Here is a 20915-nt window from a genome sequence, read left to right as displayed (position 1 = left end):
CAAATCGGCAGCGCTGGCTCCCCGCTTGTGAAGCGACGACATCTCGTCGCGGTCCAGCGGCAGGATGCTATTCATGACATTTCGACCTCTTCACGACCGCGTGCTGGTCCGCCGTATCGACTCGGCCGACAAAAGCGCCGGCGGCATCATCATCCCCGAAACCGCCAAGGAGAAGCCGCAGGAGGGCGAGATCGTCGCCGCAGGCGCAGGCGTCAAAGCCGAGAACGGCGCGCTCACGCCGCTCGACCTCAAGGCTGGTGATCGCGTCCTGTTCGGCAAGTGGTCCGGGTCGGAGGTCAGGCTGAACGGTGAGGATCTCCTCATCATGAAGGAAGGCGACGTCCTCGGCGTCATTGGCTGACCCCAGCCTTCCCACCTTACGCCGCTACCCGTCCGGGCAGCCGACAATCAGCCACAAGGATCAGACACCATGTCAGCCAAAGACGTCAAATTCTCGCGCGACGCCCGCGAAAGCATTGCGCGCGGTGTCGATATTCTCGCCAACGCCGTCCGCGTGACGCTCGGCCCCAAAGGCCGCAACGTCCTCATCGACAAGAGCTATGGCGCGCCGCGTATCACCAAGGACGGCGTGACGGTCGCCCGGGAAATAGAACTGAGCGACAAGTTCGAGAATATGGGCGCGCAGATGATCCGGGCGGTCGCGTCCAAGGCGCAGGACCATGCAGGCGACGGCACGACGACCGCGACGGTACTCGCTCAGGCGATTGTGCGGGAAGGCATGAAATCAGTCTCCGCGGGCGTTGATCCCATGGATCTCAAGCGCGGCATCGACATTGCCGTCGGGGCTGTCGTGGCCGAGCTCAAGGCGCGCTCGAAGCCGGTCTCCAACAATCAGGAGATTGCCCAGGTCGGCATCGTCTCGGCCAATGGCGACGAGGTTGTCGGTCGCAAGATCGCCGAGGCGATGGAGAAGGTCGGCAAGGAAGGCGTCATCACGATCGAGGAAGCGACCGGCGTCGAGTTCGAGCTGGACGTGGTCGAAGGCATGCAGTTCGACCGTGGCTATCTTTCGCCCTACTTCATTACAAACCCGGAACGGAGCCTGGTCGAGTTTCAGGATCCCTATATCCTGATCCACGAGAAGAGGCTCGGGGCTCTTCAACCGTTGCTCCCGATCCTGGAAGCGGTGGTTCAGGCCGGGCGCCCCCTGCTCATCATCGCCGAAGACATCGAGGGGGAGTCTCTCGCCACGCTCGTCGTCAACAAGCTGCGCGGCAGTCTGAACGTCGCCGCCGTCAAGGCGCCTGGGTTCGGTGACCGGCGCAAGGCGATGCTCGAGGATATCGCCGTCCTCACCGGAGGCGACGTCATCACCGAGGATCTCGGCATCAGGCTCGAGACTGTGACGCTGGACATGCTTGGACAAGCCAAGCGTGTCACGATCGACAAGGACACAACCACCATCGTCGATGGCGCCGGCGATCCGGGCGCGATCAAGGGGCGTGTCGAAGCTCTCCGCTCGCAGGTCGAGAACACCGCCAGCGATTATGATCGCGAGAAGCTTCAGGAGCGGCTTGCAAAACTCGCCGGTGGCGTCGCTGTCATCAAAGTGGGGGGCGTGTCAGAGACGGAAGTGAAGGAGCGCAAGGATCGCGTCGACGACGCGCTGCATGCAACGCGTGCGGCGGTGGAAGAAGGCGTCGTGCCGGGTGGTGGCACCGCCTTGCTCTACGCCTCCAAGGCGCTGGATAGCCTCAATCCTGTCAATGACGATCAGCGGCGCGGCATCGACATCGTCCGCAAAGCGCTTCAGGCCCCGTTGCGGCAGATCGCCGAAAATGCTGGCCATGATGGAGGCGTGATCGCCGGCCGCTTGCTCGATGAGCGCGACGAGAATTTGGGTTTCAATGCCCAGACCGAGCAGTTTGAGAACCTTTTCCAATCCGGCGTGATCGACCCGACGAAGGTCGTGCGGATTGCCCTGCAGGACGCGGCCTCGGTTGCGGGCCTGCTGATCACCACTGAAGCGGCTGTTGCGGAGTTCACCGACGAAAGCAGCACGCCATCCATGACCGGCGGCATCGGCGGCAGGGGCTTCTGACAAACGGTGACGGGGGCGGGCAGCAACGCTCGCCTACGGTTGACCCATCTCGTCCTCTCGTCACCAGGAGCAGCTTCATGACCTCCCAATCGACATACGACATCGATCTCACCGAAGATGAATTGATGCTCAAATACGATATCAAGCGCGTCCCTACCGACCGCTTCCACTACAAGTCCTTCCGCTATTCTCGTCTGGACGATGCCTTGCGACAGGCAATGAGGGATCAGCCTCCGGCTTAGCGTTACACGCCTCCACTGGCCCAGAATCATGTCGCAAAGGAGTTCCTGATGGCTCATACATCCGCCTTCTGCTTGGCTCAGGAGGCCCTGCATCGCGAGCGGGCGGTGGCGGCCAATCTCGACAATGTCCGGATCGTCGCGGCATCCGCAGCAGCAGCATGGGCGCGCGAAGCCGTGGTCGCCCTTCGCCGCGAGGGCCAGCTTGGCCGGGAAGATCGGCTGCCGGCCGCGGCTTCGCTATCTGAGGAAGCAGAGGATGCGGCCTTCAGCGAAAATCCCGACCGCGGTCTCGCAATCTGATGGCGCTGCGAACCACCCGAACGTCGATCACCTTCAAGGCGCCATTTCGGCTGACCGCTTTGGACGAGACTCTGCCCGCTGGCGTCTACGACATCGATACGGAGGAGGAAATCATCGAGGGGAACGAGCGCACGGTCTACCTGCGGGTGGCAACGCTCCTCTATGTCCGGACCCACAATATGGTGCGGACGGTCACCATCGATCCCCAGGAACTTCAGGTAGCCTTCGACTCGGATGATCAATCGTGAGGCGACCGTTCACTCATCCAGTTTCCAAGGTTCCGCGATGGGCGAATTGCGGATGGTTCGCTTCAAACCGCGCGACTGGCAGCTTCCGTGAGTAGCGGACCTTCGCCCGAGATTAAGTGGACGACTGACCTTGGTCGGTAGCCGCCGCTCATTGTCGTCCATCAGGGCGAGATACATATCATGCAGCGACGTGAAGTTTGGCTCGCCGCGCTGGTTCTCATGTCATTGTTCGGCCCGTTGCGATCACAGGTTGCCAATCGACCGAAGGGTATTGAATCTTCTCTACGGCGTCGCGGAGTACCGTCATTTCCGCGCCGCGCCCATACAGCGTGCTGACGGATCCATCTGCATGGCCGAAGAGCAAATCGACGATCTCTTTTAATACCTTGCCGCGCACGGCGCGCTTCCCGGTGTGGCGAAACGAGTAGAACACCAGTTCCGGATCGGACAGGCCGATTGCATCGAGAAAATCGTTTAGCACGCGCGACAGGCGCTGTGTCCGGCTGCCATAGGCATTGGCTTCGAGTTCGGGAAACAGCCATTCCGCGCCTTCCGCGCGGCGCGCGCTCACCATATCGAGGAAGCCCGCTTGGAGCAGCGTCGAATGCAGCGGGATGTCCCGCTTGGCGCTGGCAGTCTTCATCCGCTTGGCCGGGCCTTCTTGCTCTTGGCGGACGCGCAGACGATCGGGTTCGATGGCGATGTACGGGATGCCTTCGTCGGTCTTGATGTTCCCCGGCCGCAGTTTGCCCAGTTCGTCGAGGCGGCAACCGGTGAATGGGGCGAGCATCAGTATCCAGAACAGCGTTCGGGGCGCCACCCCGCTGCGTTCAGGCAGGCGCGCGGTGAAAATCCTGGTCATATCCTCCGGCTCGAAGGGGAGGCGTGCATCCTCTATCGACTTCTTGGGCACGGACTTCACGGTCTTGGCGACGTTGCCGTCGATGACCTCCAGTTCCTCAACCGCGTGTTCGAGGGTCACCCTTATGGCCGACAAGGCCTTGTTGACGGTCGCGGGCGACAGCGTGGGCATTCCCTCGGTTTCCGCGAGTTCGACCTGTTCCAGCAGGGGCAGGGCGGCGACCTCTTTCTTTGCCCGGCTTGGAAGTCCGGCACAGGTGCGGCGATAGGCGCGTACCATCGATGCCGTGATCTGATCGACTGGCGGGTCATCATGAAGCTGGGCGAAGCGATTCACGGCGGTTCGCCACTCGTCGACGAGTTTGGCCTCGCGCGGCTCGAACTTTGCCCAGGCTTCATAGACCTGGGTGATGGTCGGCACCGTCTTGGCTGGCGGTGTCGGCAGCTGTGGTTCGTTCGACGGTAGGGAGAGCGCGGGTACCACCGCCGCAGTGCCCGTAACAAGGACCGAGGGTGGTAGGATACGGCTCCGTGTGGGATCGATGCAGAGGGCGCAGGCGTCGCAGAGCCTGTCGAGGTAAGCGCGACCAATTGCCTCATAGAGTTCGGGTGCCAGCGGCCAGCCGAGGGCGTTGGCGGAGGCTACCGCTGCGATAAACCACTCGATCGGATCGAGGGTGGGGAGGAGGGCAACCCGCTGTAGCGTCTCCAGCCAGGGCAGGGGCATGAAGTCGGGCACCGCATTCAGCATGGCGGTTCGGCTTGCGTGATCGCGCAGATCATCAAGGCCCGGCGGCACCCCGAAGTCGTATCGAGCACCGGGCGCATAGTCAGTCAGGCCGTTGGCATATTCGAATGCCCCGAGCTCGAGCGCCGCGAGCTTTTGCGCCACGCCGCGAAGTTGCTCGTCCGACTGTCCGTCGAGAAAATCGTCGACCATCACGCGTGCCTTCCGGAGATGCCGGCTAGCTAAGGTGCGACGGGCGGCGGCGAGCTTCTGCTCGTAGATCACGGCATGCGGGTGGTAGCGCTGACGGGCTTCATTAGGATCGCGGGTGTCAAGGGTGCGCTTATACTCGGTCGACGCGCCATCGAAGAATGGTCGCAGCGCGGCGGGGACGACCCGTCGGAAGTAGAAAATGCCGGTGCGAGGATCTTTGAAGGGACTGGCCATACGGATCACTTTGTACGCATCCTTTGTACACAAGGATGGGTAAAGCGTCCATGAAGACCGTCAAAACCGCGCAAATCCGCCATTCTGGCGGGTGCTGGTGACCCCTACGGGAGGGATGTCACAGTCACAAAAAGCGCAGATTTGCGGGCTTTTTGTGTCTTGCGATCAGCCACGCTGTACCTGCTTGCTGTACCAACGCGGTTGAGTTGCACAACATAGTAAGGCTTTCGCTTGCGGCAATATCAAAGGCCATATTCCCTTGGTCGTCGATGCCATTGACGTGCTGAGGCGTTATAAGCCCTTATTCTGTCCAGGCTTTGGCAATGTTCAATAATATATATGGGTTAAAGAAACCCAGAATGCAGATTCTCGTAAGACCATTTAAATACGACGCGGTCAATTCACCCGCGTGATATTACGGGGAGGTGCGAGCGGGAACCCGTTTCTTTCAAGCCGCTATCAATTTTCCGAGCGCTCTTCAGAATATATCCTCCGCAACAAGCCACGCGTAAGGAACAGGGTCCGATTGTTCTGGCGTGCTGCGCCATCGGCGGTGCTCCGTGAAGCGGCTAGGCGGGGCGCCTTCCTCCCGTTGTGGCTCAATTCCGCGAGAATCCAGCAAAGCGATCAATTCGGCCATGACACCATCACGTTCGCGAACGAAACGCGAGGCGAAGCAGCGCCACACGGTCCAACCCGCTCGCTCCAGCATGCGTTGACGGGCCATGTCATGCGGCCATTGATCGGGGCCGTGGTAACGGTCGCCGTCGCATTCGATCGCCAGTCGCCGGTCGTTCTCGCCCTCGACAACCAAGTCGATCCGCTTGGTACCCACCGGCACCTGCGTGTCGACGCGATAACCCCGTTCGACCAAAAGATCGTACATTTTGATTTCGAATGGTGACTCGCATCTGGCCCGGCGATCGGCGACCATGGTGGCGTCGCCCGCAAAGGGTGCATGGAAATGCTCGATCAGGCTTCGGCGGAGTTTGTCGGCCGGACGCAAATCCTCCAACTCCACCGAGCGAACCAGCACCATCCGGTCGCGCGCCCGTGATGCGGCGACGTTGAAGCGCTGCTCATAGCCCAGGCCGGACAGGCCGCTGCTCTTCCCATCCGCGACCAGTGAAATGAACATGATGTCGCGTTCGTCGCCCTGAAAGGCTGCGGGCTCGCCGACACGGATGTTGTGACGCAACTGGACTTCGGAGCCCAGCACCTGTTCGATCGCCGTCATGATCGCGACAGCCTGTTCCTGGCCGAGCAACGTGGTCACGCCGATCGAGCGCCTGTGCATCGCCGGGTCATCGGCGATGCGACCGATGGCATCGACGATACAGTCGACCTCGGGCGGATTGACCTTCCCCCGGCGATAGCCGTCCTCGACCAGAATATCGACCAGCGGCGGATCGAGCCGCTCGGATGCCGATGGCAGGCGCAGCGGTACTAGCTGGTGGCTGTAGAATTGCGCTTTGGAGTATTCGATGATTGGCCCGACGCAGCGGAAATGTTCCTTGAGCAGGATCGCCCCACCGGCAAAGACGACCGTACCCAGGTCGTATAGCGACTTTTCCTCGCGAAGCGCCGATCGATAGTCTGCGACCTGTCCACCCAAATGGCGGTCGGCCAGTTGGTTCATCCGTGCCTCTTCACGGAAACCTGCATCTGGACTGACCTGCCGGTCATCGCCGACGATCAGGACTTGGCGGGCCCGTAGAAGGGCTGGGAGTGCGGCGACGGTCGATTGCGACGCTTCGTCGATCACCACCAGATCGAACAGGCCCAATTCGGCGGGCAGCGATTCCGACACGCGGTAATGCGGCATGATCCAGCAGGGTAGGGCGTTCTTGGCGCGGTCAGCCGCGGCACGCGCATCGGCACGATAGCGACCCGCACGGATGCCGGTGCCGCGCCCCAGCTTTCGCATCGCTTGCGCATAAGAAGCGAGCGCCGTGCGGACTTGATCGCTGGCCTTCTCAGCCAAGCGGCACCAGGTGCGAAGTTCGATCGCCTCTTCATAGGCGCGGCGCAGCAGCAATTCCTGCTCGCCGCGTTCCTGCCCCAGCGCGCGCAGCCGATCGTGCCGGTCGACCCGGCGCAGCCAAGTGGACAGCCTGCGTAGCGTCCAACGTTCGCGCCAGTCGCCGGGCGTCAGCGCATCTTCGGTGCCCGTCACGGCCTCACTGCGTAGTCGCTCCGCCCAACCGGGTGCGCCGTTTTCGGCGATCAGCGCGGTCAGATCGCGGATCGTCGCGAAGCTGGGGATCAGTGCGCGCAGCACCGCCACCTCGCTCAGCGCCGCGTACCACCGACGTTCGAGCAGATGAGCGTCGATGCCCTGCTGTCCGACCATGTCCTGCAGTATGGCAAATACTTCATCACCGATGGCGCCGCCAATGGTGCGCGCCAGAGTCACCAGTCGGTCGCGGTCCTGTTCGGCGGCGGATAGGCGGAGTACCAGCAGATGCTGGTCACACAGCATGATCAGCGCCTCGGTCGCGGCATCGTCGCCGATCAGCGGGCGTCGCCATCCGGGCAGGACTGTCTGAACGCCATCGGCCAATGCCCGCTCTTCGTGCGCCAATGTGCGAAGGGCGGCGATGTGTCCAAGCTGCCGCCGCATGGCTTCGGCAGCGGCTGGCTCTTGCCCGGCCACCGGATCAACTCCGGCAAGCGGTCCCGCATGGTTCCACGCCGCCGCCAGCCGGATCGCCCGATCGCACAGCGCGAGATAGCGATGAACCTCGGCCCATTCGCTGGCATCACCGGGGGCGCGGCCCGAAAGCCGGACGGTGGCGACCTGCGTCTTGAGCTGTCGCGCGAACAGGCTCTGAAACAGGCCAAGATCCTCACCCGCCGCCAATCGACCAACGGTCTCGCGGAAAGCAGTATCGGTGAGGGCGTCATCGGGCAAAATGACCGGGCGGACTAGAAAGTGCCGCGCCTCGGCAGCAACCTGCCCGGCTTCCTTTGCCAGTCCGTCGAGGGCGACCAGCGCGGGATCGTCGGCATCGGCTAACCAGCGGTCGCGCACGGTGGCCGACCAGGCAAAAGCGCCCGCCATCGCCTGCCGCCGGATGGTAAGCAGAGCATCGGCCTGCGCGCGCAAGGTGGCGACGGCCTCGGCACCGACCTGTCGTCCCAGTGCCTGATCGCCCCCGGTTCGTTCACCCAAAGCGCGGGCCTCGACCAGATCACGGTGTATCGTGCCAATTGCCGCCGCACCGGGCAGGTCACCCGGCGGCGGTGGCTGGTCGAGCAGCGCGATCCGCTCACCCGCTTCCTTGCGCGCGGCGCGCAGCCGGATGATCGCGGCATCGTCGAACTCGGGTTCGTGCGAGGCGATGACGTCGATCGCATCGGGCAGCCAATCCGCCAGTTCTCCCGCCGCCATCACGCGTCGTGCGGCATCGGCGGGTTCGACCGACGCGCCGTCAATCATAGCCCCGGTCATGGCCTGTCGACCGATATCCTCTACTTGCCGGTCGATGGTGGCGAGCTGACGATGGATCGCTCCGATCCGGGCATCGAGCACCGCGATTTGCTGCGCCGTTTCGGTCGGGCGAGTGCGGTGCAGCCGATCGGCGATGATATCGACCGATTCCTGAAACTGTTTCAACCCATCGCGGTCGCTGTCGAGAAGGCTAACGGCGAGCGGGCGGACGGCGGCGGGTAATTTGTCGCGCAGCACTTTCAGCGCGGGTGCCTTTTGTGAGGTGACCAACACCCGTTTGCCGAGCGCGAGATAGTGGCTGATGATGTTTGCGATGGTGTGGGTTTTGCCGGTGCCTGGCGGCCCCTGAACGACCACCCCTGGCCGGGTAGCGAGGCGCTGGATCACTTCCACCTGTTCGCGATTGAACGGCATAGGGAAGAACAGGTCATGGCCCGATCCGTCAGAGGACGTGACGCCCGGCACCGTCGAGACGCCGCGATAGCTAGGATAGGCCTCCGTCGTCGCGCTGTCGGCGGGAGGTTGCAACAGGACACGGACGGCGGGTGGCAGGGCTTCTGGATCGTCGATCGTGCCGAGGGCGGCCTTGAACCGACGCAGATCGTCCATCAGCTGCGTCGCTTGCCGCGTGCGTTCGATCAGGACCCAACCGCCATCGACCTGCAGGGTTTCTCCAGTCGGTGGGTGGCGTTCGCCCAGATCGGGCAGATAGTGTCCATCGGGATCGAGCAGCGCGACCGCCCGGCGTAGCGGTGGTGCAAAGCTGTCAGCATCGAAAGGCGATAGGCCTTCGCCCTCCATTGCGTCGAGATAGCGTTGCGTGCCTGCTTGCCACTCATCGACCGAGGGCGCGTCGAGTGCGTCGAGCGGGGCTGTCTCGATCCCCGGTGGGGCTTCACTGCGCGGTCGAATGTCGATCCGGTGGGTAACCTCGTCCAGCGTGAGTTCGACGGGGACGGTGAGCAGCGGGTGATGCAGCCGTCCGAACGGCCGGGTCCAGCGTGCGACGCCGATGCCCCATACCAGTTCGACTGGCTGCTCCGACCCGCCGTCTAGCGTCTGGCGAAGCGCGAACAGGCTGTTGTATAGGTCGATCGCTTGGCGGCGGGGCCGTTCTTCCAGTGCCCAGGCGGACCAGATTTCGCGTTTGTAGCCCTCCAGTGCCGCGTTCAAACGCGCAGCTTCAGGGTGATCGATCAGCGCCAAGCCGGGCGTTTCGATCCCGTCGCGTAGCGCGTCGTCGAGCATCTCTCGAGGCAGTTCGCGGCGCAGACTTGGCACCTGCGCGACATCGTCGCGCAGGTCGATCCAGCGCCGCAATTCTGGGTCGCTTGGCACCGGTGGCGGGCGGCGGACAAGGCGGTCGACACTCAACCAGCGATGATCGTCGCCGTCGCGCACGTTGACGAGGACGCCGGGAAGAAGGATGATATCCTCACCCGATCGCCGAAACGCACGATAGTCCGCTATGTCGCTGACCGTGCGCAATCGATCTCGTTCGGTTGCTTCGACATATTCGATCAGTGCCGTCAAGCGATCCCGCTCGATCATAAACCCCCGTCGCCTTTGCTCGATGTCATCCCACCTTCACACGCCAAGCATAGAAAGATGAAGGGGTATCGGTCATCTTTTTTGCACTGACCAAAATGGATGAAAAAATTCGGGCGGTTGCGACCTTGACCTTGTGTCACTGTTCGCGCCACCATCTGGATATCTAACGGGGGCGACAATCGTATATGGTTAGCTTGCAAAAGGGACAGACGGTTTCGCTTGCGAAGTCCGATGGCGGCAGCCTGACCAAGGTTGCGATGGGACTGGGCTGGGATGTCCGCAAGGGTAAAGGACTGTTCGGTCTGTTCGGCGGCGGTGGCGGCGACATCGATCTCGATGCCTCGTGCCTGCTGTTCGATGGCAACCGCCGCATGGTCGACGAGGTCTGGTTCCGCCAATTGTCGAGCAAGGACGGCAGCATCGTCCATAGTGGCGATAATCGGACCGGTGCTGGCGACGGCGATGACGAGACGATCAATGTCGATCTGTCGCGCGTTCCATCCTCGGTTCAGACCTTGGTCTTCACGGTCAACAGTTTCCAAGGTGACAGCTTCGAGCGGATCGCCAATGCCTATTGCCGGTTGGTCGACCTGACCACGGGACGCGAGATGGCGCGCTACGACCTGACGGGGGAGGGCAGCCACACCGGGCAGGTGATGGCCAAGCTGACCCGCAACGGCCAGGGCTGGGACATGAAGGCGCTGGGTGAGAAGACGACAGGGCGCACGTTCCACGACATGAGTTCCACGATCAACGCTGTTCTCTGAACGATCGTCCAGGCGGGGAATTGCGGGGCATGACCGAGCTTCAACAGGGCGGCAACACAGCTGTCAGCGGCAGCCAGATGTCTGTCGGCTTTTCATGGGCCATACCGTCGGGGCGTGATGTCGAGGCGGATGCGTCTGCTTATCTGCTGACCGCAAGCGGTAAGGTTCGCGGCGATGCGGACATGGTGTTCTATAATCAGCCTGATGGCGCGGCCGGTGCGGTGCGCTTCGGCGATCGTGCCGGGCCGCGCGGTGGCTTTACCGTCGATCTGGCGCAACTGCCCGTCGAGCTGGAGCGCATCGTCTTCTGTGTGACGATCCACGAGGCGCAGGCGAAGGGGCAGATGTTGGCGCTGCTCGCCGATGCCGAAATCTCCGTGACCCCGGCGGGCGGCTGCGACACGATCCGCTATCGCCCGATGCTGGCCGGAGCGACCGAAGCGGCGATGGTGCTGGGTGAACTTTATCGCCGGGGCGACCAGTGGAAGTTTCGGGCCGTGGGGCAGGGCTTCAATGGCGGTCTGGCACCCTTGGCGCGCTCTTTCGGGATCGAGGTGGCCGAGGACGCCGCTCCGCCGCCGGCGCCTCCGCCACCCCCACAGGCGCCGCCTGTTCGTCTGAGCAAGGTCACGCTCGACAAGCCGGGCCAGACGGTCAGCCTGGAGAAGAAGGGCAATCATTTCGGTGAGATCGTTGTCAACCTGAACTGGTCGCGCGGGCGCAAAGCGTTTTTCGGCGGCAGCACCGCGATCGATCTGGATCTGGGGTGTCTGTTCGAACTGACCAACGGGCGCAAGGGCGTGGTGCAGGCGCTGGGACGGGCATTCGGCGGCTTCGATCAGCCCCCCTATATTGCCCTGTCGGGAGACGATCGCACGGGCGATATCTCGCAGGGGGAGACGATGCGCATCAATGGCGCGCATTGGTCGGACCTGCGTCGCATCGTCGTTTTCGCCAATATCTATGACGGTGTCCCGAATTGGCAGCAGACCGACGGCGTGGTGACGGTCACCATGCCGGAGCAGCCGCCGATCGAAGTCCGCATGACCGAGGGGCGCAATGACCGTCGTCTGTGCGGTATCGTTCTGATCGAGAATGACGGCGGGCGGCTGAAGGCGACGCGGATCGTCGAATATGTTCGCGACCAGCAGGTGCTCGACGAACGTTTCGACTGGGGTCTTCGCTGGGTCGCGGGCAGCAAGGACTAAGGCCGTCCAACCATGGTCGACGGCATACGGGGGAAGAATGTTTAAATATTTCAAAGGATCGTTCGTGTTTGCGGCGATCTGTCTCGCGATCGGGGCTTGGATCGGCTGGACGCTGACGCACGATATTGCAGGCACGCTGGGCATACTGTGGATCGTACTGGTGCTCGGTGTCCTGGAAGTTTCGCTGTCGTTCGACAATGCGGTGGTCAATGCCACCGTGCTGCGCGACATGACGCCGGTCTGGCAGCGTCGCTTCCTGACCTGGGGCATCATCATCGCGGTCTTCGGGATGCGCATCCTGTTCCCGCTGGTCATCGTCGCGATCGCGGCACGCCTGGGGCCGATTGACGCGGTGGTGCTCGCGGCGACCGACCCCGTCGCCTATGAACGGATCATCACCGGCGCGCATGTCGGCATCTCGGGCTTCGGTGGCGCGTTCCTGGCGATGGTCGGGCTGACCTTCTTCCTCGACGAGGAAAAGGATTCGCATTGGATTGGCCTGATCGAGCGGCCTTTTGCCGGTCTCTCGCGGATTTCGGGGCTGGCGATCGGCATAGTGCTGCTAGCGCTCTACGGAATCTCGCGCGCCATTCCTGCGGAGGAGGCGATGACCTTCCTGACCGCCGGAATCTTCGGCCTGCTCGCCTATATCGCGGTGCAGGCGGTCGGTGCGATCCTGGAAAAAGACGAGGAGGAACCCGCCTCGGGCAATGCGGCTGCGACGGTCGCGGTCGCAAAGTCGGGGCTGGCGGCGTTCCTCTATCTCGAGGTGCTGGACGCCAGCTTCTCGTTCGATGGGGTGATCGGTGCGTTCGCGCTGTCGAACAACCTGTTCATCATCGCACTCGGGCTGGGCATCGGTGCCATGTTCGTCCGGTCGATGACGGTGATGCTGGTCGATAAGGGAACGCTGACCGAATATCGCTACCTGGAACACGGCGCATTCTACGCCATCATAGCGCTGGCCGCGATCATGCTGATCTCGGTCCGGGTTGAAGTGCCCGAAACCGTGACCGGCCTGATCGGCGCGGCGTTTATCGGCATGGCGTTGTTCGCATCGGTTCGCGCCAATCGGCGGGAAGGCGATGGCGATGTGGCGCTGGAGGATGCGGTGCCGGTCGCGCCGACCGGCGAACGCCTGTCCATCTGAACGATCAAGAGAGAGGAAGCACATTCATGTCAGTCAGTCTGGCCAAGGGCGGCAATGTCAGCCTGTCGAAGGAAGAACCCGGCCTCACCCATATCCTGATCGGTCTGGGCTGGGACACGCGGACCACGGACGGCACCGATTTTGACCTAGACGCCAGCGCCTTCCTGCTGAGTGCAGGCGATAAGGTTCGCGGGGATTCCGATTTCATCTTCTACAACAACCTGCGCTCGTCCGACGGCTCGGTCGAGCATACCGGCGACAACCGCACCGGCGAGGGGGACGGCGATGACGAGGCGCTGAAGGTCGAACTGGGCAAGGTGCCCGCCGATGTCCAGAAGATCGCGGTCAGCGTCACCATCCATGAGGGCGAGGCGCGGCGCCAAAGCTTCGGCATGGTGTCGAACGCGTTCATCCGCGTGGTCAACGATGCCACCGGTCGCGAGATCGCGCGCTACGACCTGTCCGAGGATGCCTCGACCGAGACGGCGATGATCTTCGGGGAAGTCTATCGCCATAATGGCGAGTGGAAATTCCGCGCAGTCGGCCAGGGTTTCAAGGGCGGCCTGGCTCCCATGGCCCGCAATTATGGCGTCAATGTCGGCTGATCGCCGACCCTATCGAGGATAGCAAAGATGGCAGTTTCTCTCTCCAAGGGCGGCAATGTCAGCCTGACCAAGGAAGCACCGGGCCTGCGCGGCGTGCGGGTCGGACTGGGCTGGGACACGCGTGTGACCGATGGCAGCGCGTTCGATCTCGATGCCAGCGTCTTCCTGCTGAACGAAGGCGGCCGGGTCCGCTCGGACGCGGATTTCATTTTCTACAACAACAAGAACGGCGCGAACGGCGCGGTCGTCCACCAGGGTGACAACCTGACCGGCGAGGGCAGCGGCGACGACGAAGTCGTGGTCGTCGGCCTCGATCAGCTTCCTGCCGACATCCAGAAGCTCAGCTTCGCGGTGACGATCCACGAAGCGGAGGGGCGCCGCCAGAATTTCGGCATGGTGTCCAACGCCTATATCCGGGTGGTCAACGCGGACGGCGGCACGGAGATCGCGCGCTACGATCTGTCGGAAGACGCCTCGACCGAGACGGCGATGATCTTCGGCGACCTGTATCGCCACAATGGCGAGTGGAAGTTCAAGGCGATCGGCCAGGGCTTCGCCGGTGGTCTGGGGCCGCTTGCCCAGTCGCTCGGCGTCAATATCTGATGACGCGATCCCGCCGGGAAAACCGGCGGGATCGGCTAGTTGTGGCCGTTCATTCGGGACATTCTCACCTCATGTCGGCCGTGCCGGACCTCGCGCCTCCGCCCTATCGCATCGCTCTGCCGACCGGGCAGCTGACCATCCGCGTCGACCACAGCCGCTGGCCATTGGAGGCGCTTTGTGACTTTGCCGCGCGGGAGAACCCCAAGCGCGGCTATCTGGTCGTGTCGCGCGTGCTGGGGCGGCATCTACCCGCGCGGCCCAGCATCATGCGGCGCAGCGTTCGCGACCTGGCTTCCGCCATCCCCGCCGATTTGCCCGGCCCGGTACTGGTCATCGGACTGGCCGAGACGGCGGTTTGCTTGGGCCAGACGCTGCACGAGGAATGGCAGCGTCTGGCCGGGCGCGAGGATGCTGGCTTCATCCATTCCACCCGACAAAGGGTCGACGCATCGCTGCTGTGCCGGTTCGAGGAGCCGCATAGCCACGCCTCGGCGCATCTGATTTATCGCCCGGAGCCCGAGGCGCTGGGGCTACCGCGATCATTGGTGATCGTCGATGACGAGATTTCGACCGGCACCACCGTCCGCAACCTGGCCGCCGCACTGGTCGCCGAATGGCCGCAGGTCGAGCGTATCGTCGTCGCGACGCTGACCGACTGGACGGCGGGCGCGGATTGTTGGAGCGTCATGCCCCGCCCGACCGAAGTGGTGTCACTGCTTCGCGGGCGGTTGGACTGGACGCCTGCCACCGACCACCAGGCCGATCCGGGCTTCGAGGCGCGGGCGGGATCGCTCGGCACCATGACGACGCATGTCAATTACGGACGGCTGGGGCGGTCGGACTCGCCCGACACACTGCCGGTCGAGCCTTTACCCGAAGGCACCGAGCCGTTGCGGATCATCGGCACCGGCGAGTTCACCTATCTGCCCTTCCGCCTCGCCGAACGCCTGGAGGGGGAGGGACGCGACGTGGTGGTGCAGGCAACCAGCCGCAGCCCGGCGCGGATCGGCGGCGCGATGGCGACCAAGCTGTGCTTCGGCGACAATTACGACACCGGGGTCGCCAACTATCTCTACAATGCCGATCCGGCTGATGGGCGGGCGAATTGGATCTGTCACGAAACGCCGATAGCCAGTGTCGATCCCGCGCTGATTGCGGCGCTGGATGCAAGGGTGCTGCGGTGGCGATGACGATAGGGGCGATCGCGTTCGTCGATCTGGACGATACACTGTTTCAGACGATCGGGAAATGTCCCGGCGATGTTCCCATCGACCGGTTGACGCCGCTGGGCTTCACCCGGGAGGGCGACCCGCTCAGCTATGCGACGCCCCGCCAGATGTCTTTCCTGACCTGGTTGGCTCAGACGACGCGTCTGATCCCGGTCACGGCACGAAGCCTGGATGCGCTGCGCCGGGTTCGTATCCCCTTCACCGCCGCGATCTGCGCGCATGGCGGGGTGATCCTCGACGATCATGGGCAGGTGGACGAGGAATGGGCCGCCCGCATCGCCGCCAGCGCCGCTGCGCATGTCGCTGAGCTGACAGGTTATGCCGACGCCATTGCAGCCGAGGCCGAGCATAGCGGGCAGGCGATCCGCGTTCGCGTCCTGACCGAAGACGATGTCCCGCTGTACGTGCTGGTCAAACATGCGACGGCGGACAGCGTGGCGCTCAATCAGGTGGTAGACGTCGCCGTACCGGGCCTACCCGCAGGTTGGACCGATCACCGCAACGGCAACAACATCGCGCTGATGCCGCCCTATCTGGGCAAGCGGCACGCGGTCGAGCGGCTGCTGCCCCGGTTGCGGGCCGCGCATGGCGACCTGCCGGTTCTGGGCATCGGCGACAGCCTGACCGATGCGCCGTTCATGGAGGTCTGTGACTTCGCGATGATGCCGGTGGGGTCGCAACTGGGCAAGCAGGTGCTGCGTGACGGCTGATCCCGTCACCGTCCCGGTCGGAGTGCCATTCTCCGGCAGCTATGCGGCCGAGGATGTGACGTTCCTGCTCAAGCCGGTCGCGCTCGACGCGACGGACGTCTTGGAGAAGGAGGTGCTGATCCAATCGGGCCGCCGCCATTACTCCGAGATGATCGCGCCCGAAGCCGTGCCCGGCAACGCCTATCTCTCGCTGTACGACGCGGCTTTGGCGCGTAATGGCGCGCGGCTGGCGCAGGATATCGCAAGCCTTGCCGCGTATCTGGCGGCGCGACGCCCCGGTCGGCCTGTGGTGATCGCCAGCCTCGCCCGTGCGGGCACGCCCATCGGGGTGTTGCTGACGCGGGTACTGCGGGCCAATGGGCAAGTGGCGGATCACTATGCCATCAGCATTATTCGCGATCGTGGTATCGACCGGAACGCGCTGCGCCATATCGCCGGTCGCCACGATCCGGCCGATATCGTCTTCGTCGACGGGTGGACGGGGAAGGGGGCGATCGCGCAGGAACTGCGTGCCAGCCTCGCCGACCGGCCCTTCGGCTTCGCGCCGGTGCTGGCGGTCGTCGCCGATCCCGCCGGGCAGGCGGACATCGCCGCTTCCGATGACGATTACCTGATCGCCTCAGGCCTGCTGAACGGGATCGTTTCGGGGCTGGTCAGCCGCTCGATCCTGCGCGACGATCTGGTGGGGCCGGACGATTTCCATGCCTGTGTCTGCTATCCGCAGTTCGCCGCCGCCGACCGTTCGCGCATCTTTGTCGATGCGCTGACGCCATTGGCGCTGCGAGCGATGGTGCAGCCGATCGACGGGCACGCGGCACGGCGACCGGCGCTTCGTAAGGCCTGCGAGGCGATGGTCACGCGTCTGCTCGCATCGGCGCAGACTAATGACCGCAACCGGATCAAGCCGGGCATCGCCGAGGCGACCCGCGCCTTGTTGCGTCGTATGCCCGAGCGGTTGCTGGTCCGCGATCGCGACGACCCCGATGTCGCGCATCTGCTACATCTGGCCGAACGCGGCGGCCTGCCTGTCTCCGACCTTGGCGACGACAGCCGTTACCGCGCGGTCGCCATCATCCGCAGCCTGGGGAACGACTCATGATGTCGGCGATGACGCTGGGTGCGACGCTCTACATGCCATGTACCCGGCCCGATCTGTTCGAGCGGTTGTTCGGTCCTGTTGCCGTGCCAGGGCTGCGCTCGGCGGTACTGTGCCTGGAAGATGCGGTCCTCGATTTCGACATCCCCCTGGCGATGGCGCATCTGGCGGCGCTGCTGCGTCGGCTGGCGCAGCGGGACGCCGTATCGGGCGAGCCGATGATCTTCGTCCGGCCGCGCGATGGGGCAATGCTGGATCATATCCTCCGCCTGCCCGGCATCGAGCGGGTCCAGGGCTTCGTCCTGCCCAAGGCCCATGCCGACAACATGGCCGCCTATCTCTCGTTGCCCTATGCGCCGGGGCACCAACTGATGCCGACGCTGGAGACGCGGGAGGCACTCGACCCCTATGAGCTGCGTCGGCTGCGGGATCAGTTGCTGGCGGTGCAGGATCGGATCCTTGCGCTGCGTATCGGTGGCAATGATCTGCTGCAGACCATGGGGTTGCGCCGCGTGGCGGGGCGAACCGCCTATGACGGGCCGCTGGGCGCGGTGATCGGAATGCTGGTCAGCAGCTTTGCGCCATGGGGCTTTGTCCTCAGCGCGCCGGTGTTCGAGCGGTTCGGCGACACCGCGCTGCTCCGCGACGAAGTGCAGCGCGATCTCGAGCATGGTCTGTTCACCAAATCGGCGATCCATCCCGATCAGGTTCCGGTCATCCAGGCGGCGCTCGCGGTGCCGTCCCATCAATGGAGGGAGGCGCAGGCGATCCTGGCGCCGGACAGTGCGGCGGTGTTTGCCCATCATGGGGTCATGTGCGAACCATCGACCCATCGCGGCTGGGCCGAGCGGATCCTCGCCCGCGCCGATACCTTCGGCGTGGCGGATTCCATGTCACGCCCTGCGTCGATACCGCTGCGCGCATGAGCATAGGGGAGAGTAGCATGAGCGATTATCGGACCAAGATCGACGAGCAGGTCGGCAGGGGCGTCCGCTTCGAACTGTATCAGTTCGTGCGCAAGAGCCACGCGCTCGGCACGCCGATGCACGTTCCCAATGCCTCTCCCAACGGAACCGCCGCCACCATCCACCTTCACCCGCCGCATCCCGCCACCGCGCGCCAGTTGCGGATCGTGCTCGATGGCGGTGCGGCGCTCTTGGAGCCGGGCGCTCTGCAATATGCCAAGGGCCGGTTGCAGATCGACATTCAGAAGAATGCCGGTGCCGGTGGCTTTTTTGCCCGCGCCATCACCTCCGCCGGGACCGGCGAGAGCGCCTTCGCGACCCGCTATGCCGGACAGGGCGAGGTGTGGACCGAGGCGACCCCCAAGCATTTCATTCTGGCGCAGATGGACGGGCCGCAGGATGCCCTGATCCTCGATGACGGCGCCTTCTACGCCTGCGACGGCAATATCGCGGTGTCGACCCATATCCATCGCTCGGTGCAGGGCGTGCTGTCGGGCAACGGCCTGATGCAGCCCAAGCTGACCGGGGCGGGGGCCTTTGTCGTGGAGTCGCCGGTGCCGGTCGACGAGATCGAGGTGGTCGAACTGGACGGGCGGGACGAACTGATCGTCGATGGCGACCTGATGCTGATGTATTCGGCCGGCTTGCAGGTCGAGTTGCGCCCATTGGTCCGGGGGCTGCGCAATGCGATGCGGAGTGGCGAGGGGCTGGTCTTCGTGTTTTCCGGGCGCGGCACGGTGTGGCTCACTCCGACGATGCGGCTCGGCTGAGGGACGTCAGGCGGGGCCGTTGTCGCCATAGCGCTGCTCGATGAAGCGCAGATTGTCGGCGAAGCTGTCGATATCGTCCTGCGCCATCGATCGGGACAGCGTTTCCGCGCGGGTGACCATGCGATCGAGCGCCTCGTTAAGATTATAGCTCGCCGAACGACCCGTCGTACGAAAAATCTCGGCGCGGTGGGCAGGGGGAATTTCGGCATAGCTGGCGATCAGTCGCGGCAGATGCGTGTCGCGCATCTGGCGAACCTCGGCCAATGCCGAGACCATCAAGCTATTGTCCCGGGCACGCGCTTCGATATCGGCAATGAGCGAGACAAGTCGGGCCACGCGCGGGCGCGACGCATCGGGCAGGCGTTCGTCGTCGGGGCTGATGACAGGGCTGCTCGGAACGGGCGCAGGGGGCTGGGTGGCCGACACGTCATCGGGAGCTGAGAGCCAGTTGGCGATCCGATCAAGAAACCCCGATACCATGTCTTGCGCTTGTCGCCTCCGTCCGGACGGGAGACTACCGCATGCAGCGGCTACAAATCCAGCGGGCTGGTGGAATTGTCACGCGATGCCAGTGTCTCCATCGCCTGGTGCGCCTCGGCCAAGGCAGCACGAAGCTTGTCTCGGGCGCGTTCGGCGGCGAGGCTTGGCTCGATACGCGTCTGATCGCTCATCACCTGCCTAGCCGCCAAGGCGACTTGCAGCGCCGACAGCGTTGCAGTGCGCGCCTGGATGATCGCCTTGTCGAGGACGGTCTGATTGGCGATTAGCAGGTCCAGCGTCATCATGGCCTGCTGGTGAATGGCCTGCTGGGTGAGCAGGGCCTGTTCGCGTTCCAGCAGGATAACAGATCCGCGATCCTGCACGGCGGCGGCGCGTTCCGGCTGCTCGACCCGCAACTCCCGCGCGGCGGATTCTATCATGGGCCGCAATAGCCCAACTGTCGTCAAATCCTGCTCCAATCCGCTGGCGGTCTTGGCCAAGCGATCGCGGGCCGATGTGAGAAGGATCATCCGCCGTGTGGAATCATCCCGTTCGGCATCCAGGCGCATCACCAGCGTGTCGATGTCTTTGGTCGATAGGCCGGGAGCAGGATGCTGACGGACCCGTAGCCACTGGAAGCGAGGTGGCGGTGGGGGTTCGTCCCATGCTGCAATCGATCGCTCGACGTCAGCTAAGATGATCTGTGCAGACCTGCCCTCGACCAATGCAGGCAAATGGGCCGTGGCATCGGAAGATGCGCGGATGGTACCCTCGCCAATTCGGTCGAGTATGAGGTCAGTGGTGTCGCGGACCCAACGGCGAACGATGTCTCTCGCAGCTGTCTTCAATTCTGTTCCTGCCACGACTGGGCTTTGCGAATTGCTGGGCTCACCGTCTACCATGTGTTTGATCATTCTGCCGCGGTGGAACCGACCCTCGAATAACGAATGTGAATCGGTGCTGTAAAGCTGGGTACTATCGTCATTGGAGCCTGGGTCGCCTTCGCCGCCAGCGACATGCGTATACCCATTGAACCGATTTTTGCCGCCTTAATTAGCCGATCCGGCAGCATGATTCTTGAAGCTTAAGGAATGCTCTTCGTGCCTTTTTCGGAAAGGCGGAGCCGTCAGATGGCATCTTTCCTCTTTTGGCTGGGTAATCGCTCGTCACGCCGCCTTTCATAAATTGTGTTATCTCGTCGCCACGTTCCGCTCGATAATGTCGCGGTCGCAGTTCAGCGCTTGAGATTGTTAACCCGCCCGGCGTAGAGGTGGGCTGTTCGCCAGCAGGCGGACCGAGGCGTGATAACCTCGCTCTTAGTAGCCGAATGCCCGGCCCGAATCAGTTTCGGCCGGGAGGCGGACGCGTATTCTCTCGTTGCGGTGGTCAAGCCCCGCGGTTTTATCTTGCCATAGACATCCTTTCGTCATGGGCGGTCGG

The 20915-nt window shown here is 63.5% G+C and carries 19 protein-coding genes; 15 read left to right on the top strand and 4 right to left on the bottom strand.

Annotated elements, in window-relative coordinates:
* The first annotated feature begins 73 nt into the window (after nucleotides 1-73).
* The 5 genes from LRP66_RS09970 to LRP66_RS09950 all read left to right on the top strand — a co-directional run bounded on the left by LRP66_RS09970 (nucleotide 74) and on the right by LRP66_RS09950 (nucleotide 2852).
* A complete protein-coding gene (locus LRP66_RS09970) occupies nucleotides 74-361 on the top strand; it encodes a co-chaperone GroES (protein ID WP_230482358.1) in 288 nt (95 codons plus the stop codon).
* A gap of 69 nt (nucleotides 362-430) precedes the next feature.
* On the top strand, nucleotides 431-2062 hold the full coding sequence (gene groL / locus LRP66_RS09965) for a chaperonin GroEL (RefSeq protein ID WP_230482357.1): 1632 nt from the start codon (nucleotides 431-433) through the stop codon (nucleotides 2060-2062).
* Between the two features lie 77 nt (nucleotides 2063-2139).
* Nucleotides 2140-2304, top strand: coding sequence for a hypothetical protein (locus LRP66_RS09960; protein ID WP_230482356.1), 165 nt, complete (start codon nucleotides 2140-2142; stop codon nucleotides 2302-2304).
* A 48-nt stretch (nucleotides 2305-2352) separates the two neighbouring features.
* Complete coding sequence (locus tag LRP66_RS09955) at nucleotides 2353-2604, top strand: hypothetical protein (protein WP_230482355.1); 252 nt, start codon at nucleotides 2353-2355, stop codon at nucleotides 2602-2604.
* Entirely contained in the window at nucleotides 2604-2852 is a 249-nt protein-coding gene (locus LRP66_RS09950; protein ID WP_230482354.1) for a hypothetical protein, read from the top strand. Before LRP66_RS09955 ends, LRP66_RS09950 begins: the two co-directional genes overlap by 1 nt.
* A gap of 217 nt (nucleotides 2853-3069) precedes the next feature.
* Here the strand turns inward: LRP66_RS09950 and LRP66_RS09945 are convergent, their stop codons facing one another.
* The gene (locus LRP66_RS09945; protein WP_230482467.1) at nucleotides 3070-4887 is read right to left on the bottom strand and encodes a site-specific integrase; all 1818 of its coding nucleotides are present in this window, start codon (nucleotides 4885-4887) and stop codon (nucleotides 3070-3072) included.
* A 478-nt stretch (nucleotides 4888-5365) separates the two neighbouring features.
* Nucleotides 5366-9892, bottom strand: coding sequence for an AAA domain-containing protein (locus tag LRP66_RS09940; RefSeq protein ID WP_230482352.1), 4527 nt, complete (start codon nucleotides 9890-9892; stop codon nucleotides 5366-5368).
* A gap of 185 nt (nucleotides 9893-10077) precedes the next feature.
* Here LRP66_RS09940 and LRP66_RS09935 point away from each other — a divergent pair, with 185 nt between their 5' ends.
* The 10 genes from LRP66_RS09935 (at nucleotide 10078) to LRP66_RS09890 (ending at nucleotide 18995) form a co-directional block, all read left to right on the top strand.
* Complete coding sequence (locus tag LRP66_RS09935; RefSeq protein WP_230482350.1) at nucleotides 10078-10659, top strand: TerD family protein; 582 nt, start codon at nucleotides 10078-10080, stop codon at nucleotides 10657-10659.
* A gap of 29 nt (nucleotides 10660-10688) precedes the next feature.
* On the top strand, nucleotides 10689-11867 hold the full coding sequence (locus LRP66_RS09930; RefSeq protein WP_230482348.1) for a TerD family protein: 1179 nt from the start codon (nucleotides 10689-10691) through the stop codon (nucleotides 11865-11867).
* Nucleotides 11868-11904: 37 nt separating this feature from the next.
* Nucleotides 11905-13017 carry a DUF475 domain-containing protein gene (locus LRP66_RS09925; RefSeq protein WP_230482346.1) on the top strand — a complete coding sequence of 371 codons (1113 nt, stop codon included), beginning with the start codon at nucleotides 11905-11907 and terminating at the stop codon, nucleotides 13015-13017.
* 26 nt (nucleotides 13018-13043) lie between these two features.
* Nucleotides 13044-13622 (top strand): TerD family protein, encoded by a 579-nt coding sequence (locus tag LRP66_RS09920; protein WP_230482345.1) that lies wholly within the window; start codon nucleotides 13044-13046, stop codon nucleotides 13620-13622.
* A 27-nt stretch (nucleotides 13623-13649) separates the two neighbouring features.
* Entirely contained in the window at nucleotides 13650-14225 is a 576-nt protein-coding gene (locus LRP66_RS09915; RefSeq protein WP_230482343.1) for a TerD family protein, read from the top strand.
* Nucleotides 14226-14296: 71 nt separating this feature from the next.
* Nucleotides 14297-15415 carry a phosphoribosyltransferase domain-containing protein gene (locus tag LRP66_RS09910; RefSeq protein WP_230482341.1) on the top strand — a complete coding sequence of 373 codons (1119 nt, stop codon included), beginning with the start codon at nucleotides 14297-14299 and terminating at the stop codon, nucleotides 15413-15415.
* Nucleotides 15412-16164, top strand: a complete 753-nt coding sequence (locus LRP66_RS09905; protein ID WP_230482465.1) for a hypothetical protein — start codon at nucleotides 15412-15414, stop codon at nucleotides 16162-16164. The genes LRP66_RS09910 and LRP66_RS09905 overlap by 4 nt, the downstream gene beginning before the upstream one ends.
* Nucleotides 16154-17263, top strand: coding sequence for a cysteine protease StiP domain-containing protein (locus tag LRP66_RS09900; protein ID WP_230482340.1), 1110 nt, complete (start codon nucleotides 16154-16156; stop codon nucleotides 17261-17263). The genes LRP66_RS09905 and LRP66_RS09900 overlap by 11 nt, the downstream gene beginning before the upstream one ends.
* On the top strand, nucleotides 17260-18186 hold the full coding sequence (locus LRP66_RS09895) for an HpcH/HpaI aldolase/citrate lyase family protein (protein ID WP_230482338.1): 927 nt from the start codon (nucleotides 17260-17262) through the stop codon (nucleotides 18184-18186). Before LRP66_RS09900 ends, LRP66_RS09895 begins: the two co-directional genes overlap by 4 nt.
* Nucleotides 18187-18203: 17 nt before the next feature.
* Nucleotides 18204-18995, top strand: coding sequence for an AIM24 family protein (locus LRP66_RS09890; protein ID WP_125994190.1), 792 nt, complete (start codon nucleotides 18204-18206; stop codon nucleotides 18993-18995).
* A 6-nt stretch (nucleotides 18996-19001) separates the two neighbouring features.
* On the opposite strand, the gene LRP66_RS09885 is transcribed toward LRP66_RS09890, so the two are convergent.
* Both LRP66_RS09885 and LRP66_RS09880 read right to left on the bottom strand, forming a co-directional pair.
* A complete protein-coding gene (locus tag LRP66_RS09885) occupies nucleotides 19002-19271 on the bottom strand; it encodes a hypothetical protein (protein ID WP_230482336.1) in 270 nt (89 codons plus the stop codon).
* 254 nt (nucleotides 19272-19525) lie between these two features.
* On the bottom strand, nucleotides 19526-20389 hold the full coding sequence (locus tag LRP66_RS09880) for a toxic anion resistance protein (protein ID WP_230482335.1): 864 nt from the start codon (nucleotides 20387-20389) through the stop codon (nucleotides 19526-19528).
* Nucleotides 20390-20915 lie beyond the last annotated feature (526 nt).

The organism is Sphingomonas sp. Leaf21 (genome assembly GCF_916858675.1).
Lineage (GTDB): Bacteria > Pseudomonadota > Alphaproteobacteria > Sphingomonadales > Sphingomonadaceae > Sphingomonas.
This window is presented reverse-complemented; position numbering and strand designations above follow the sequence as displayed.

Coding starts and splice junctions, on each gene's coding strand:
- LRP66_RS09970 (WP_230482358.1), top strand. CDS start 74: ATGACATTTCGACCTCTTCACGACCGCGTGCTGGTCCGCCGTATCGAC.
- groL (WP_230482357.1), top strand. CDS start 431: ATGTCAGCCAAAGACGTCAAATTCTCGCGCGACGCCCGCGAAAGCATT.
- LRP66_RS09960 (WP_230482356.1), top strand. CDS start 2,140: ATGACCTCCCAATCGACATACGACATCGATCTCACCGAAGATGAATTG.
- LRP66_RS09955 (WP_230482355.1), top strand. CDS start 2,353: ATGGCTCATACATCCGCCTTCTGCTTGGCTCAGGAGGCCCTGCATCGC.
- LRP66_RS09950 (WP_230482354.1), top strand. CDS start 2,604: ATGGCGCTGCGAACCACCCGAACGTCGATCACCTTCAAGGCGCCATTT.
- LRP66_RS09945 (WP_230482467.1), bottom strand. CDS start 4,887: ATGGCCAGTCCCTTCAAAGATCCTCGCACCGGCATTTTCTACTTCCGA.
- LRP66_RS09940 (WP_230482352.1), bottom strand. CDS start 9,892: ATGATCGAGCGGGATCGCTTGACGGCACTGATCGAATATGTCGAAGCA.
- LRP66_RS09935 (WP_230482350.1), top strand. CDS start 10,078: ATGGTTAGCTTGCAAAAGGGACAGACGGTTTCGCTTGCGAAGTCCGAT.
- LRP66_RS09930 (WP_230482348.1), top strand. CDS start 10,689: ATGACCGAGCTTCAACAGGGCGGCAACACAGCTGTCAGCGGCAGCCAG.
- LRP66_RS09925 (WP_230482346.1), top strand. CDS start 11,905: ATGTTTAAATATTTCAAAGGATCGTTCGTGTTTGCGGCGATCTGTCTC.
- LRP66_RS09920 (WP_230482345.1), top strand. CDS start 13,044: ATGTCAGTCAGTCTGGCCAAGGGCGGCAATGTCAGCCTGTCGAAGGAA.
- LRP66_RS09915 (WP_230482343.1), top strand. CDS start 13,650: ATGGCAGTTTCTCTCTCCAAGGGCGGCAATGTCAGCCTGACCAAGGAA.
- LRP66_RS09910 (WP_230482341.1), top strand. CDS start 14,297: ATGTCGGCCGTGCCGGACCTCGCGCCTCCGCCCTATCGCATCGCTCTG.
- LRP66_RS09905 (WP_230482465.1), top strand. CDS start 15,412: ATGACGATAGGGGCGATCGCGTTCGTCGATCTGGACGATACACTGTTT.
- LRP66_RS09895 (WP_230482338.1), top strand. CDS start 17,260: ATGATGTCGGCGATGACGCTGGGTGCGACGCTCTACATGCCATGTACC.
- LRP66_RS09890 (WP_125994190.1), top strand. CDS start 18,204: ATGAGCGATTATCGGACCAAGATCGACGAGCAGGTCGGCAGGGGCGTC.
- LRP66_RS09885 (WP_230482336.1), bottom strand. CDS start 19,271: ATGGTCTCGGCATTGGCCGAGGTTCGCCAGATGCGCGACACGCATCTG.
- LRP66_RS09880 (WP_230482335.1), bottom strand. CDS start 20,389: ATGATCAAACACATGGTAGACGGTGAGCCCAGCAATTCGCAAAGCCCA.